This is a genomic window from Rathayibacter sp. AY1E8 (genome assembly GCF_002931415.1).
Lineage (GTDB): Bacteria > Actinomycetota > Actinomycetes > Actinomycetales > Microbacteriaceae > Rathayibacter.
On the sequence record NZ_PSVI01000037.1, the window covers coordinates 22,412 to 36,779 of the forward strand.

Here is a 14,368-nt window from a genome sequence, read left to right on the forward strand (position 1 = left end):
GTCCGAGATCGCGGGCAGACGCCCGGAGGGGAGTGGAGGACGCCATGACGGACGACAACGGAACCGGCACGGACCAGGGCGCGAGCACGGGCGGCGAGGCCTCCGGACCCCGCGCCGGGTGGTACCCGGACCCGGCGGGCTCGTCCCGTCAGCGCTGGTGGGACGGGACCGGTTGGACGGAGTCGCTCCGCGACGCACCGGCGGCCACTCCCACCGCCCCGGCCGAGAGCGGGTCGGCGCAGGCCGCCGCGACTCCCGTTCCGCCGACCGCACCGACTCCGCCCTCGCCGCCCGCCGAGCGTCCCGCCTACGGGGAGACGTCGAGCGGAGCGGCGACGAGCTACGGGCAGTCGGCCTCGGGTCGGTATCCGCAGCAGCCGTCGTCCGCCGACCCGCAGCAGAGCTACGGGCAGCAGGGCTACGGCCAGCAGGGCGCCGGTCAGCAGCCGCAGCCGCAGCAGCCCTCCGGCCAGCAGCAGCCGCAGCAGGGCTACGGCCAGCAGGCTCCCCAGCAGTACGGCCAGCAGGGGTACGGCCAGCAGCCCTACGGCCAGCAGCCGCAGCAGCCCTACAACCAGCAGCAGCCGCAGTACCCGGCCTACTCCGCGGCTCCCGGAGCACCCGTGCAGCAGCGTGACACGAGCATCGTCACGTCCACCCCGTGGATCTGGGTGGTGGTCCTCCTGCCGCTGCTCTCGGCGCTGTCGATCTTCCTCCTCCCGCCGAGCGCGATCGTCGACTCGTCGATGGCCTCGACCTACGGGCCGAGCTCCTCGATGGGGATGTCGACGGCCTACCTCGTCGGCCTCGGCGTGCTCCAGGTCGTCGGCTTCCTGATCTACGCGGCGGAGGTCGTCTTCGCCTTCCTCGACTGGCGCCAGCTGAAGCGAGCCGGCATGCAGCGTCCGTTCCACTGGGCGTGGGCCTTCCTCGCCGCTCCCTACGTCTACGTGATCGGCCGCAGCGTGGTCGTGAAGCGCGTGACCGGCGGCGGCCTCCTCCCGCTCTGGGTCTTCCTCGGCGTCGTGGTCGTGTCGTTCCTCATCGCGATCGGCTGGACGGTGTCGCTCTTCTCCCAGATGACGCAGGCCTTCGCTCCCGCGGGCTTCTGAACCCGTGCGCGCCGCCGATCTCGTCCTGACCGGCGGCGCCGTCTTCACCGCCGACGCCGTGCGCTCCCGAGCGCACGGCGTCGCTGTCGTCGGAGGGCGGATCGTCGCGGTCGGCGCCGACGCCTCCGACCTGATCGGGCCGCGCACCGAGGTGGTCGACCTCGAGGGCCGGATGCTCGTCCCCGGCTTCCAGGACGCCCACGTGCACCCGGTCTGGGGCGGCGCCGCGCTGCTGCGCTGCTGGCTCGGAGCGGGTGGATCGCCCGCCGAGCACCTGGCGACGGTCGCCGGGTACGCGGCTCGGGAGAGCGGAGCGGAGTGGATCCTCGGCGGCGGCTGGAACCTGCCCGACTTCCCCAGAGGAACCCCGACCGCCCGCGAGCTCGACACGGTCGTCCCTGACCGGCCCGCCTTCCTCACCAACGCCGACGGGCACGGCGCCTGGGTCAACTCCGCCGCACTGCGCCTCGCGGGGATCGACCGCACGACGCCGGACCCCGCCGACGGCCGCATCGAGCGCCTGGCCGACGGCACCCCCTCCGGCACCCTGCACGAGGGGGCGATGGACGCGGTCCGCCGCCATCTCCCGCCCGCCAGCGCGGACGAGCTCCACCGCGCGCTGCTCCTCGGGCAGGAGACCCTGCACTCGTTCGGAGTGACGGCGTGGCAGGACGCGATCATCGGCTCCTACGGCGATGTGGGCGACCCCGGTCCGGTGTACCGCCGCGCGGCGCTGAGCGGCGAGCTGACCGGGCGCGTCCGCGGTGCGCTGTGGTGGGACCGGGGCCGCGGCGTCGAGCAGATCCCGGAGCTCGTCGAGCGGCGCGCGGCGCTCGCCGCCGACCGCTTCGCGCCGACGACCGTCAAGATCATGCAGGACGGGGTCGCCGAGAACTTCACGGCGGCGATGCTCGAGCCCTACCTCGACGGGCACGGCGGCCACGGTCACGGCGACGGCCTCTCGATGGTCGACCCGCGCCTCCTGAGCGAGGCCGTGCCGCTCCTGGACGCGGCCGGGTTCCAGGTGCACTTCCACGCGATCGGCGATCGCGCCGTGCGCGAGTGCCTGGACGCCGTCGAGCGGGCGATCGAGGCGAACGGGCGCCGCGGCAACCGCCACCACCTCGCCCACCTGCAGGTCGTGCATCCGGACGACCTGCCGCGCTTCCGTGCGCTCGACGTCACGGCCAACCTGCAGATGCTGTGGGCCTCGCTGGAGCCGCAGATGGTGGAGCTGACGCTGCCGTTCCTCGGCGAGCGGCGCGGCTCGTGGCAGTACCCCTTCGGCGACCTGCTCCGCTCGGGCGCGGTGCTCGCCGCGGGGAGCGACTGGCCGGTGTCGACGCCCGACCCGCTCGCCGCGATCCACGTCGCGGTGAACCGGCTCTCGGCGCCGTCCGAGCGCGAGCCGGGGTGGAGCGAGGAGGTGTTCCTCCCGGGGCAGCGCCTCGACCTCGCCACCGCCCTCTCCGCCTCCACGGCCGGCTCGGCGTGGGTGAACGGCCTGGAGGGCGAGTCGGGCTCGATCGCCGTGGGACTCGCGGCGGACTTCGCCCTGCTGGACCGGGACCCCTTCGCCGGCGACCCCCGGGCGATCGGGGACACCCGGGTGCTGGGCACCTGGATCGGCGGCGAGCGCGTCCACACCGCAGCGGACGCGCCCGCCTGATCCGGGTCGTTCAGGAGGCGGCGCTCAGCAGGTGATCGCTCCGCCGATGATCCCCGCGAGCAGCCCGCCGGTCGCGGAGGCGATCGCGCCGGGACCGGAGATCGCACCGATCACCCCGCCGGTCGCGGCACCGCTGACGCCGCTCCCGGCGACGCAGTGGCCCCATTCGGGCGAGCTCCAGTCGCTGTTCAGGTGCAGGCCGCCCACCGCCGAGCGGGACGCCGAGTCCGGGGCGAAGTGGAAGGTGAGCGTGTCGGAGTCGTCGATCGACCAGTGGCCCGACACGGTGCGGCCGCGTCCGACGTCGATCCTCTCCGGGAGTGCGTCGGACGTCTCGGCGCCGTCCGTGAAGCCGACCCCGCCGCCCGCCAGCTCGACGATCCGCGTGTCGTCGGTGACGTCGAAGGTCACCGTCGACGCCGATCCGCCCCGTGCCTCGAGGTGCACTCGGCTGCTCGTCTCCTGCCTCGCCGGCTCGGCGTGCGCGGCCTGCGCTGTGAACAGCGGCACCGCCAGCAGAGCGGCCGCCGCCGCGACCAGTGCCGTGCTCGTCCTCTGTCGTTCCATCGTCGTTCCCTCCCTCGGATTCCGATCCAGGAGGGAGGGCTCAGCGCCGTCGGTCGACGAGGGCGAGGACGACGGACGCCACCGCTGCCGCGACGGCGGCGGTGACCACGACGTCCCACGGATCCTCGGCGCCCACCGCGGTCGCGACGAGGTGCCCGGCCAGGACGCCGACGAACAGTGCCGGCAGCATCAGCCAGATGCGCCGTCTCCGTCGTGCCGCCGTACCGGCCTGTTCCCTGTCGCTCATGCTCGCCCTCCTGAATTCACCATACAGGTATGGAGTACCAGGCGGTCGCGACGCGCGTCGAGGAGATGGCGCGATCCGTCAGGCCTCGCTGCGCTGGATGAGGCGGGAGAGGACGATCGCGGAGCGCGTGTGGTCGACGTTGGGCGCGATGCGGACCTTCTCGAGGGCGAGCTCGAGGCTGGGGATGTCGCGCGAGCGGATGTGGACGATCGCGTCGGCGGAGCCGGTGACCGTGCCCGCGTCGACGACCTCGGGGACCGCGGAGAGGATGCGGCGGAGCTCGTCCGGAGCGACGGTGCCGCGGCAGAAGAGCTCGACGTAGGCCTCGGTGGCCATCCCGTCGACCGCGGGGTCGACCTTGATCGTGAAGCCGCGGATCACGCCGTCGGCCACGAGGCGGTCGACGCGGCGCTTCACCGCGGAGGCGGAGAGCCCGACCACGCCGCCGATGTCGCCGTAGCCCGCGCGGGAGTTCTGGCGCAGCAGATCGAGGATCTTCCGATCGATGTTGTCCATGCTCCGAGGATAGGCGCGGCCGGAGCGGCGCCTGGACGGCAGCAGAGTGCCACTGGAGATTCGTGACGCCCGGCTATATAGTTGCTCTCGGTCAATAGTTGATCGCAGTCAACTAGAACCGCCGCCGTGCTGAAGAGGAGCCCATGTCACACCCCGAACACCGCGCCGCATCGCGCGGAACCACCGCGCCGCACGCCCCCGCCGGGCCGGACGGCGCCATGTCGCACCGCCAGGTGCTCGAATCGCTCAGCGGCCTGCTGCTGGGCATGTTCGTCTCGATCCTCGCGGGCACGGTCGTGTCGACCTCGCTGCCCCGGATCATCTCCGACCTCAAGGGCGACCAGAACGCCTACACCTGGGTCGTCACCGCGACCCTGCTCGCGACCACGGTCTCCACCCCGCTCTGGGGCAAGTTCGCCGACCTGTTCAACCGCAAGCTGTTGATCCAGCTCGCCCTCGGGCTGTTCGTCATCGGCTCCGCCCTGGCCGGCTTCTCGCAGGACACGAACATGCTGATCGTCTTCCGCGTGTTCCAGGGCCTGGGCGCCGGCGGACTCGCCGCGCTGAGCCAGATCATCATGGCCGACATCATCAGCCCCCGTGAGCGCGGCAAGTACGCCGGCCTCTTCGGCGGCGTGATGGCGATCGGCACCGTCGGCGGCCCGCTCCTGGGCGGCGTCGTGACCGACGCGTTCGGCTGGCGCTGGAACTTCTTCATCGCGATGCCCGTCGCGATCGTCGCGATCGTCCTCCTCCAAATGACCCTCCGCCTCCCCGCGCACCCGAAGCGCAAGGTGCGGATCGACTACCTCGGCGCCGTGCTCATCGCGGGCGGAGTCTCGCTAGTGCTGATCTGGGTCTCCCTCGCCGGCAAGAACTTCGACTGGGCCTCGTGGGAGACCGCGGTCATGGTCGGCGGTGCCGTCGTGCTGCTGATCGCCGCCGTGATCACCGAGCTCACCGTGGCCGAGCCGATCATCCCGATGGGGATGTTCAAGAACCGCACCTTCAGCCTCGCCGTCGTGGCGAGCATCTCGGTCGGCGTCTCGATGTTCGGCGTCGCCGTCTTCCTCGCGCAGTACATGCAGCTGGCCCGCGGAGCCACGCCGACCCAGTCGGGCCTGCTCACCATCCCGATGATGGCCGGCCTGCTGATCGCGTCGACGATCTTCGGCGGGATCATCTCGCGCACCGGCAAGTGGAAGGCGATCATGATCAGCGGCGGCGTGCTCGCCGTGATCGGCACCTCCCTCCTCAGCACCCTCCGCTACGACACGGACCTGGTCCTCGTCGGGATCTACATGGCCGTCCTCGGTGCCGGCCTGGGCATGCTGATGCAGAACCTCGTCCTGGTGGTGCAGAACTCGATCGAGGTGAAGAACCTCGGCGTCGCGACCAGCGCGGTCACGTTCTTCCGCAGCCTCGGCGGCACCGTCGGAGTCTCGGTCCTGGGCTCGATGCTCGGCACCGTGATCGCCGACCGCATCAAGACCGGCATCGCGGGGCTCGCTCCCGCCGACCAGGCTCTCGCCGCGCAGGCGCTGGGCAGCGGCACGATCCCGCAGCCGGCCACCCTGCCCGACGCCGTGCGCGTCGTGGTCGAGAGCGCCTACGGGATCGGCGTCGGCGACGTGTTCCTCTACAGCATCCCGCTCGCCGTGGTCACGCTGATCGCCGTCGTCCTCCTGCCGAACGTGAGCCTCGGCTCGAAGAACGCGGTGCAGCTCAAGGCGGAGCCGACCACTCCGCTGCAGGCCGCGGAGGACGCCCTCATCGCCGCCTCGGACGGCCAGGCGGCGCTCCGCCCCGTCGGCCAGGCCCGGCGGACGGACGACGCGACGCACGCCCGGGAGGGTCGCGAGGCCACTCCCGTCGGACACGGCCGCCACGCCGACGAGGAGCGGCAGGAGGAGCCGGTCGGGCACGCCCGGCACGCCGCTCCCACCGGCTCCGTCGACGTGATCGAGCGCTCCTGATGCCCGCCGCCGCGCCCTCGGCCGAGGCGCTGCACGAGGTCGAGGAGCAGATCACCGTGCTCGCCGTCCAGGTGCGCCTCGCCGTCCGGGACGCGGCGGCGTCGATCGACCCGGCGCTGCCGCCCTTCGGACTGCGGCTGCTGCGGGTCCTCGAGCGCTGCGGTCCGGTCCACTCCGGCGCCGCGGCGGAGCGGCTCGGGGTCGACCGCAGCGCGATCAGCCGCCAGGCCCGCCAGCTCGCCGAGCTGGGCCTGGTCGAGATGACCTCCGATCCCGCCGACGGCCGAGCGCGGTTCCTCTCGCTCAGCGCGGCCGGATGCGAGCGGATGCGCGACCTCGGCGGCCGTCAGCGGCAGCGGATGCAGGAGGCGCTGAGCGCCTGGCCCGAGGAGGACCTGCGTGCGTTCGCGGGATACCTGGAGCGGCTGACCGCGGCGGAGTGAGCCGCGTGATCTGGACGAGTGGCGCGGACCGATGCGGTCCGCGCCACTTCTGCGTGCCGCCGGACGCGGCGCGGGCGCGCTGACCGCGCGCCGTCTCGCGCCACCCGGTGCCGACGCCGTCGTAGTCGTTCTACATTTCCTGAGATGTTCTCACTCAGGAGGCGATGACCCTGTTCTCTTTCGACCACGCAGCAGCGGCGGAGCTGGTCCGCGCCTCGGACGAGGCGGCGGAGGCGCTCGCCTCCCAGGGGCTGCTGAGGTCCGTCGCTGCCGAGTACGCGCTGGGCGAGTTCCGCGGCGCGTACGCCGAGCTGTTCCGCCGGGTCTGCGTCTGCGACAGGGAGAACCGCGGTCGGCTGAGCGCCGAGCTGCACGAGTTCGCCGACACGGTGCGGCTCGTGGCACGGAAGGCCGAGGAGGAGCGTCGGCGCCGGGAGGAGTACGCGGCCTGGGAGCGGCGGGCGGACGAGCGCGAGCAGCAGCGCCGCCTCGATCCGGTCGCGGCCCTCGCGGCGGGAGTCGAGGAGGTCGTCGACCGGCCGCCGTCCGATCGGCCGGTCGTGCCTCCGCCGATCCGTGCGCTGTTCTCCCCCCGGTCGGTGCCCCGCACGTCCCCGGGCGGCCCCGCCGCGGGAGGCACGACCTCCGCCGACCCCGAGCGCCTCGACGTCTTCGTCTCGCAGACCCGGCAGGCGGACGAGGCGATGCGCTCCCGGCTCCAGGATCTGATGGCCGCCTGGGGAGCCTTCGGCAACCGCTGCTCGTGGGCGCCGGTCGAGTCCTTCTCGGTGCTCCGGGGCTTCCGCGAGCTGCTGTCGATCGGTGCGGCCGACGCGACCTGGGTCGAGCAGATCTCCCTGGCCTTCACCGCCGCGGGGGGAGCGGCGCTCTCCGTTCCGGTCCTCGACGCCGTCGGCACCCTGGCGCGGCCCCGGGGCGGCCGGAGCCTGCTCGACTCCCTCGCGGCGCTCTCGTCCGACGATCTCGCGACACTCCTGGCGGCGTCGCCCGACCTCGCGGCGCGCCTCGGGCGACTGGCTCCGACCCTCGTGAACGACTGGTGGCGGAGCCTCGACTCCACGGACGGCGCGCGCTTCTCGCCGCAGCAGGCGGCGCTGGTCGCCGGTCTGCCCGGGGTGATCGGAAATCTGGAGGGTGTTCCCTACCGCGCCCGGGTGAGGGCGAACGAGAGGGCGCTGAGGGCGCGGATCGTGGCGCTGAGGAGCGAGGCGGCGGGCCTGCGCGGGAAGGCGGGCGACGGGGAGCGACTCGCGGCGGTGGAGTCGCAGCTGGTGGCGCTGAGGGACGTGCGGGCATCGCTCCGGCGCGGTCTCGGTCAGGACCCGCGCTTCCTCATCTCCCTGACCGCCGACGAGCCTCCGCTCGCCGCCGTCTCGATCGGCGATCCCGACACCGCCACGAACGTCACCTACGCCGTCCCCGGGATGGGACAGACGACGGAGAGCATGACCCGATGGACGAAGGCGTCGCAGAATCTGCAGTCGCTCCTCCCGCCCGGCAGCGCCGTCGTCTCCTGGATCGGCTACGAGACCCCGCCGATGGCGCGGCTCGGCGGGAACGGCATGGACGTCCTCACCTCGAACCAGGCGGTCGCCGGCGGCGCCGCACTCGCCTCGGCTGTCCAGGGGCTCTCCGCGGTCCGGGGCGACGACCTGCCGAAGCCGAACGTCGTCGCCCACTCCTACGGCAGCACCGTCATGGCCGTCGCCGCCTCGCGCTCGGACGTCGAGCTCGGGGTCGTCGTGACGCTGGGCTCGGCCGGCCTCCCGGACAGCGTCGACGAGGCGAGCGACCTGCACGCGGAATCCGTCTTCGCGGGGCAGGCGCGGGACAAGTACCTCGGCGAGACCGAGAGCGGCGACGAGGCCGCGTGGATGGGCCGCGCCTTCAGCTGGAACCACCACACGGATCCCGCTGACGAGGACTTCGGCGCGCGCGTCTTCGGTGTGGAGACCGGAGGCGACGCCGGGAGGATCGTGACGGATCACGCTGCGCTGAAGAGCGACGACGGCGATCTCGCGGGGTATCTCGACACGAACACCGAGTCCCTGCAGAACGCGGCGTGGGCCGTCTCCCGGCGACTCGACCTGCTGACCGAGAACCGGCCGCTCGGACCGACCGCCTTCCAGAAGGCGGTCGTGGGAGCCTCCCATGGCGGGTAGAGGCTCTCCTCAGCGGACGGGCGTCGCGCTGACCGTCGCCGCTCTGCTCGTGATGTCGATGACCGCTTGTGCAACGGAGAAGGAGGCGAGACCGGTGAGCACGATGAGTCCTCGGGAGGGTCGGGATCGGGTGGTGGAGTTCGTGCGGGACTCCGCGGGGCGGCTCGATGTGGAGGGGTGGTGGCCGCGGAGCGGCGCGGCCAGGCCCGATGTGTGCGGCCCCGGCGACCGGATGAGCGGTGCGAGCTACAGCTACGCCTGGTGGGCCCCGGCGGGCACCGATGTCGAGGGGGATGCGCGGAAGGTCGCGGACTACTGGGAGTCTCTGGGGATGACGGTGAGAGTGACCGATTCGACTCCGCGCCCGACGGTCTACGGGCAGGGCGGACCGGTGCTGCGGGCGAGCTTCGTCACCGGCGCTGTCGAGGAGATGTACATGATCGGGGCGGAGATGCCGTTCGCGCCCGGCGATTTCGAATCACTCCTCCTCGAGGACGAGGCTCAGCGCGCGGCGGGCGCGGTCCTTCCGGGTGATGAAGGGGTCGTCCCGAAGCCGGATCCGCGGGACCTCCCACTCCAGTCCGATCCGTCGGGTTCCGGCTCGGAGGGATGAGCCGCCCCGTCCACCGCGTCCGGATCGGAGATGCCGACGTCGCTTCCGTTGCCGGGGGAGGGGTCTGCCTCAGCGCGGTGCGCCCACCAGCTGCGCGACGTGCACGACGAAGGCGCGGCGGCGGTCGCGCGTCTTCTCCCCGCCCCGGGAGGCGAAGGGGGTGAGGTGCCAGATCTCGCAGAGGCCGAGGAGGGCGATGAAGAGGTCGTCGGCGGACCAGCTCGCGTCGACGACGCCGGTGCGCTGCCACTCGAGGACCCGGGCCTCGGGGGCGGGGACCCCGCCGAGCTGCTCGCCGGCCTCCTCCCAGACGCCGGCTCCCTCCAGGCGCGCCCACGTGAGCAGGCGCAGGAACTCCGGGTGCTCCCACACATGGTCGAACATGCGGCCCGCGAGGTCGGGGAGGTCCGCCGCCTCGGCGAGGAGCGTCTCGTCGAGAGCGCCGAGCGCCTCGACGACGGTCGCGACGAACAGGCCGCGCTTGCCGCCGTAGTAGGCGTAGAGCCGCTCCTTGTTCAGACCCGCCGCCGCGGCCACACGGTCGACCCGGGCGCCCGCGAAGCCGTGGGCGGCGAACTCGACGGAGGCGGCGCGGAGGATCCGCTCGCGTGCGGGCAGCGCCGCATCGGATGTCGGCTCCATGGTTCACCTCCGGGCGCTCGAACGATACACTCTTCTTCGCCCAACCAACTGGTTGGGGTGGTTCGGCCCCGATGACGCGGCTCGGATCCGGACCCGCCGGTCCCGCTCCGCTCCGTGTGAAAGGCCGCCATGCCCTCCCCGTCCGCTCCCTCCTCCGCCCGCCGCTGGTGGGTGCTCGTGATCCTCGCGCTCACGCAGCTCGTCGTCGTGCTCGACGGCACCATCGTCACGATCGCCCTCCCCGCCGCGCAGGCCGACCTCGGCCTCACCGACGTCGAGCGCCAGTGGGTCGTCACCGCCTACGCCCTCGCGTTCGGCGCGCTCCTGCTCCTGGGCGGCCGCATCGCCGACTACACCGGCCGCAAGCGCACCTACCTGATCGGGATGATCGGCTTCGGCGCCGCCTCCGCCTGGGGCGGCCTCGCCACCTCCGGCACGGAGCTGATCGCCGCCCGCGGGCTGCAGGGCGCCTTCGCCGCGCTGCTCGCCCCGGCCGCTCTGGCCCTCCTCACCGTCTCCTTCCCCTCCGGCCGCGAGCGGGGCACGGCCTTCGCCGTCTTCGGAGCGGTCGCCGGAGCGGGCGCCGCCGTCGGCCTCGTGCTGGGCGGGCTGCTCACCGAGTTCGCCGACTGGCGCTGGTGCCTCCTCGTCAACGTCCCCGTCGTCGTGGTCGGCGCGATCGCCGGCCAGCTGCTCGTCACCGAGAGCCGCGCGGAGGGGCGCAACCGCTTCGACGTCGCCGGGACGATCACCGTCGCGCTCGGGCTCGCGAGCGTCGTCTACGGCTTCACCCTCGCCGAGCAGGGCTGGCTCCGCGTCGACACCCTCGGCTTCCTCCTCGTCGGCGTGCTGCTGCTGGCCCTCTTCGTGCGGATCCAGGCCCGCTCCGACCACCCGTCGCTGCCGCTGCGCATCGTCGCCGACCGCGTCCGCGGCGGAGCCTTCCTGGTCCAGGCGATCGTCGGCAGCGTGATGATCGGCTCCACCCTCTACCTGACCCTGCACCTGCAGCTGGTCCTGGGCCTGCCGCCGCTCGAGGCGGGCCTGGCCAATCTGCCGATGACGGTGACGATCATGATCGTCGCCGGAGTCGCCGCCAAGCTGCTGCCGCGCATCGGCCCGCGCGTGCTGATGATCGTCGGCCCGCTGATCGCGGCGGCCGGGCTCCTCTACCTGAGCCGCATCACCCCCGACGGCGGCTACCTCCTCGAGGTGCTGCCCGCGCTGATCCTCCTGGGCATCGGCATGGCAATGGTCTTCGTGCCGCTGCAGAACCTCGCGCTCACCGGAGTCGCGGCCCACGACGCCGGTGCCGCCGGAGCGACCGCGAACGCCGCCATGCAGATCGGCGGCTCGATCGGGCTGTCGATCTTCACGACCCTCTACGCGGGAGTCGCGGGTGAGCAGCAGTCGCCGGTCGCCTTCGTCGACGGCTACTCCGCGGTCTTCGTCGCGGCCGCGATCGGGCTGGTCGTCGCCTCCGTCGTCGCCGTCGCGATGATCCGGGTGAAGAAGGAGGAGTTCCTCGCCCATGCTCCGAAGGAGGCCGTCGCCCACCTGGGCTGATCCCGGCCTAGGCTCGGAAGCGCTATGCAGCCACTGACCGAGACCGAGATCCGCGAGTCCTTCGTCAACGCCTCCCGCAAGGAGGTCGCCGACCTCGCGCTGCCGAAGGACTTCGACGCGCTGGACTGGTCGGTCATCGACCATCTCGGCTGGCGCGACCGGAGGATGGGCCGCCGCGCCTACGTCGTCGTGCCGCTGGAGGAGCGCCTCGTCGGGGTCCTGCTCACCCAGGCCGACGCCCTGCCGCGCTCGCGGGCGCAGTGCTCGTGGTGCCGCGACGTGCAGCTCCCGAACGACGTCGTCTTCTTCGGGGCGCGGAAGGCCGGAGCGGCCGGGCGGGCGGGGGACTCGCTCGGCACGCTCGTCTGCTCCCGCTTCGAGTGCTCGGTGAACGTGCGGCGGCGCCCGTCGGTGGCCTACATCGGCTTCGACCTCGAGGCGGCGCGAGCGCAGCGGATCGCCACTCTGCGGGCGCGCACCGAGGGCTTCGCGCGCGAGGTGCTCGGCGAGGCGTGACCGCGCTCAGCGGCGCGTGGACGCGCGCACGTGCATCCGCTCGCCCTGGCGGCCGAAGAGGCTGAGGAACTCGACCTGCTGCTCGTCGGCGCGGCCGAACCAGTGCGGCACCCGGGTGTCGAACTCGGCGGCCTCGCCGGCCGGCAGCACCAGATCGTGCTCGCCGAGCCGCAGGCGGAGCCGCCCGCTCAGCACGTAGAGCCACTCGAAGCCCTCGTGCGCGCGCTGCTCCGCCGGCTCCGTCACCGGCCCGGCCGGGAGCGTGTGCTTGAACGCCTGGAGCGCGCCCGCGTCGCGGCTGAGCGGCTGGATGAGCATGCCGTTCCGGCGCACCGGCCGCCCGTGCACGCGGGGATCCTCCGGCGCGGCGCCGACGAGCTCGTCGAGCGGCGCCCCGAGGGCGCGGGCGATCGGGAGGAGCAGCTCCAGCGTCGCGCGGCGGCCGCCGCTCTCGAGGCGCGAGAGAGTGCTCGCCGAGATGCCGGTCTCGGCCGCGAGGGACGCGAGCGTGCGGTCGCGGCGGGTGCGCAGGCGCCGGAGCCGTGGTCCGACGGCGGCGACGATCTCGTCGTCGGAGGGGGCGGGCGGGGTCTCGGGCACGACGCCATCCTGGCACGGGCGGTCGCGCCGCATGCCGGAACGGCACGGATCCTCGCGGCCCAGCCCGGGGCGGCGGAGCATCGACCCATGACCTCCACCGACGCCCCCACCGGCCCGTCCGTCCCTGCCCCCGCCGACGTCCTGATCCTCGGCGCCTCCTTCGCCGGCCTCGCCGCCGCCACTGCCCTCGGCCGCAGTCTCCGCGACGTCCTCGTCGTCGACGGCGGACCTCCGCGCAACGCACCCTCGCCCGGTGCCCACAACGTGCTGACCCGCGACGGCGTCCCGCCGACGGAGCTGGTGCGCCTGGCGCGCGCCGAGGCCGGGGGCTACGGGGCCCGGGTGATCGAGGGCGAGGCGGTCCGCGCCTCCGCGGGTGCCGAGGGCGTGACCGCGACCCTCGCCGACGGCACGGTCCTCCGCGCGCGCCGCCTCCTGCTCGCGATCGGCGTCCGCGACCTGCTGCCGGAGATCCCCGGGCTCGGCGCCCGCTGGGGACGGGACGTCCTGCACTGCCCCTACTGCCACGGCTTCGAGGTGCGCGGCCGGCGGATCGGCGTGCTCGGCAGCTCGTTCGCCGGGCACCAGGCGCAGATGTTCCGACAGCTCAGCGACCGGACGTCGATCCTGCTCCACGGCGCACCCGCGCCCGCCGGCGACGAGGCGGCGGGGCTGGCCGCCCGCGGGATCGCTCTCGTGCCGGGTCGCGTCGAGAAGGTCCTCGTCGAGGACGACCGCCTGGTCGGCGTGGTGATCGACGGTCGGCGGCACGAGCTCGACGCGCTCGTCGTCGGCCCGCGGGTCGAGGGGCGGCTCCCCGAGGGGCTCGGCCTCGAGCTCGCCGACCATCCGTCGGGAGTCGCGCGGCACCTCGCCGTCGATCCGATGGGCCGGACCGGCGTCGCCGGGGTCTTCGCCGCGGGCTCGCTGGTCGAGCCCATGGCGCAGGTCGTCGCCTCGTCCGCCGACGGGCTGCGCGTGGGCGCGGCGATCAACCACGACCTGATCGAGGAGGAGATCGCCGCCGCACTGCGGGCCGCCTGACGCGCGCTCAGCGGCGGCGGTACTCCAGCTCCGGGCGGCCGGGGGAGCCGTAGCGGGGCGCGCGGTCCGCCACTCCGGAGTCGGCGAGATGCTCGAGGTAGCGGCGGGCCGTCACCCGCGAGATGTCGAGGCGGGTGGCGAGCTCGGCCGCCGAGAGGCCGACGGGGCCCAGCAGTGCGGTGACGGCCTCGAGGGTCTGGGCCGAGAGCCCCTTGGCCAGACCCGGGGCGTTGGAGGTGCGGAGCGCCGCGAAGGCCCCGTCCACCTCGTGCTGGCTGGCGACGTCGGCGCCGTGCATCCGCTCGCGGTACGACCGGTAGCTGGCGAGCTTGGCGGCGAACGCGCTGAAGACGAACGGCTTGATCAGGTACTGCACGATGCCGGCGGCGACGGAGGCGCGCACGTTCGCGGCGTCGCGGACAGCGGTGATCGCGATGACGTCGACGTCCAGGCCCGCCGCCCGGACGGCCCGGCAGAGGTCGAGGCCGCCCATGTCAGGCAGGTTCATGTCGAGCAGGATCAGCGCGATGCCCGGGTCCGCGCGCAGCGCCCGGATCGCCTCCGCGCCGCTGCCGGCGACCGCGGCCACCTCGAAGCCGTCGACCCGCCGGACGTAGTCGGCGTGGGCGCTCGCGGTCAGAGGCTCGTCCTCGACGACGAGCACCCGGATCACG

15 protein-coding genes are annotated in these 14,368 nt (G+C 73.4%); 9 read left to right on the top strand and 6 right to left on the bottom strand.

Features of this window, described 5'->3' with window-relative positions; translation table 11 throughout:
• Nucleotides 1-44: 44 nt before the first annotated feature.
• Nucleotides 45-1,112 (top strand): DUF2510 domain-containing protein, encoded by a 1,068-nt coding sequence (locus C5C74_RS11755; protein WP_146083066.1) that lies wholly within the window; start codon nucleotides 45-47, stop codon nucleotides 1,110-1,112.
• Nucleotides 1,113-1,116: 4 nt separating this feature from the next.
• Nucleotides 1,117-2,781: an amidohydrolase gene (locus C5C74_RS11760; RefSeq protein ID WP_104351587.1), complete on the top strand. Its 1,665-nt coding sequence runs from the start codon at nucleotides 1,117-1,119 to the stop codon at nucleotides 2,779-2,781.
• A gap of 24 nt (nucleotides 2,782-2,805) precedes the next feature.
• On the opposite strand, the gene C5C74_RS11765 is transcribed toward C5C74_RS11760, so the two are convergent.
• From C5C74_RS11765 to C5C74_RS11770, 3 genes are all read right to left on the bottom strand, one after another.
• Complete coding sequence (locus tag C5C74_RS11765) at nucleotides 2,806-3,348, bottom strand: hypothetical protein (RefSeq protein ID WP_104269353.1); 543 nt, start codon at nucleotides 3,346-3,348, stop codon at nucleotides 2,806-2,808.
• 40 nt (nucleotides 3,349-3,388) lie between these two features.
• A complete protein-coding gene (locus tag C5C74_RS17115) occupies nucleotides 3,389-3,595 on the bottom strand; it encodes a hypothetical protein (protein ID WP_146076614.1) in 207 nt (68 codons plus the stop codon).
• 78 nt (nucleotides 3,596-3,673) lie between these two features.
• On the bottom strand, nucleotides 3,674-4,111 hold the full coding sequence (locus tag C5C74_RS11770) for an Lrp/AsnC family transcriptional regulator (protein ID WP_104222855.1): 438 nt from the start codon (nucleotides 4,109-4,111) through the stop codon (nucleotides 3,674-3,676).
• Between the two features lie 218 nt (nucleotides 4,112-4,329).
• On the opposite strand from C5C74_RS11770, the gene C5C74_RS11775 reads away from it, so the two are divergent.
• From C5C74_RS11775 to C5C74_RS11790, 4 genes are all read left to right on the top strand, one after another.
• Nucleotides 4,330-6,087 carry an MDR family MFS transporter gene (locus tag C5C74_RS11775; protein ID WP_104351588.1) on the top strand — a complete coding sequence of 586 codons (1,758 nt, stop codon included), beginning with the start codon at nucleotides 4,330-4,332 and terminating at the stop codon, nucleotides 6,085-6,087.
• Complete coding sequence (locus C5C74_RS11780; protein WP_104319163.1) at nucleotides 6,087-6,530, top strand: MarR family winged helix-turn-helix transcriptional regulator; 444 nt, start codon at nucleotides 6,087-6,089, stop codon at nucleotides 6,528-6,530. Before C5C74_RS11775 ends, C5C74_RS11780 begins: the two co-directional genes overlap by 1 nt.
• A 164-nt stretch (nucleotides 6,531-6,694) precedes the next feature.
• Nucleotides 6,695-8,713: an alpha/beta hydrolase gene (locus tag C5C74_RS11785; RefSeq protein ID WP_104351589.1), complete on the top strand. Its 2,019-nt coding sequence runs from the start codon at nucleotides 6,695-6,697 to the stop codon at nucleotides 8,711-8,713.
• Between the two features lie 130 nt (nucleotides 8,714-8,843).
• Nucleotides 8,844-9,326 (top strand): hypothetical protein, encoded by a 483-nt coding sequence (locus C5C74_RS11790; RefSeq protein WP_181134697.1) that lies wholly within the window; start codon nucleotides 8,844-8,846, stop codon nucleotides 9,324-9,326.
• 69 nt (nucleotides 9,327-9,395) lie between these two features.
• On the opposite strand, the gene C5C74_RS11795 is transcribed toward C5C74_RS11790, so the two are convergent.
• The gene (locus C5C74_RS11795) at nucleotides 9,396-9,968 is read right to left on the bottom strand and encodes a TetR family transcriptional regulator (protein WP_104233110.1); all 573 of its coding nucleotides are present in this window, start codon (nucleotides 9,966-9,968) and stop codon (nucleotides 9,396-9,398) included.
• 129 nt (nucleotides 9,969-10,097) lie between these two features.
• Between C5C74_RS11795 and C5C74_RS11800 the strand changes: the two genes are divergently transcribed.
• Both C5C74_RS11800 and C5C74_RS11805 read left to right on the top strand, forming a co-directional pair.
• Entirely contained in the window at nucleotides 10,098-11,534 is a 1,437-nt protein-coding gene (locus C5C74_RS11800; RefSeq protein WP_104260398.1) for an MFS transporter, read from the top strand.
• 24 nt (nucleotides 11,535-11,558) lie between these two features.
• Nucleotides 11,559-12,050: an FBP domain-containing protein gene (locus tag C5C74_RS11805; RefSeq protein WP_104222848.1), complete on the top strand. Its 492-nt coding sequence runs from the start codon at nucleotides 11,559-11,561 to the stop codon at nucleotides 12,048-12,050.
• 6 nt (nucleotides 12,051-12,056) lie between these two features.
• Here C5C74_RS11805 and C5C74_RS11810 read toward each other — a convergent pair whose 3' ends face one another.
• Nucleotides 12,057-12,650: a helix-turn-helix domain-containing protein gene (locus C5C74_RS11810; RefSeq protein WP_104283164.1), complete on the bottom strand. Its 594-nt coding sequence runs from the start codon at nucleotides 12,648-12,650 to the stop codon at nucleotides 12,057-12,059.
• 87 nt (nucleotides 12,651-12,737) lie between these two features.
• Between C5C74_RS11810 and C5C74_RS11815 the strand changes: the two genes are divergently transcribed.
• On the top strand, nucleotides 12,738-13,694 hold the full coding sequence (locus tag C5C74_RS11815) for an NAD(P)/FAD-dependent oxidoreductase (RefSeq protein WP_104333243.1): 957 nt from the start codon (nucleotides 12,738-12,740) through the stop codon (nucleotides 13,692-13,694).
• A gap of 7 nt (nucleotides 13,695-13,701) precedes the next feature.
• Here the strand turns inward: C5C74_RS11815 and C5C74_RS11820 are convergent, their stop codons facing one another.
• Complete coding sequence (locus C5C74_RS11820) at nucleotides 13,702-14,367, bottom strand: response regulator (RefSeq protein WP_104223809.1); 666 nt, start codon at nucleotides 14,365-14,367, stop codon at nucleotides 13,702-13,704.
• Nucleotide 14,368: the final 1 nt, after the last annotated feature.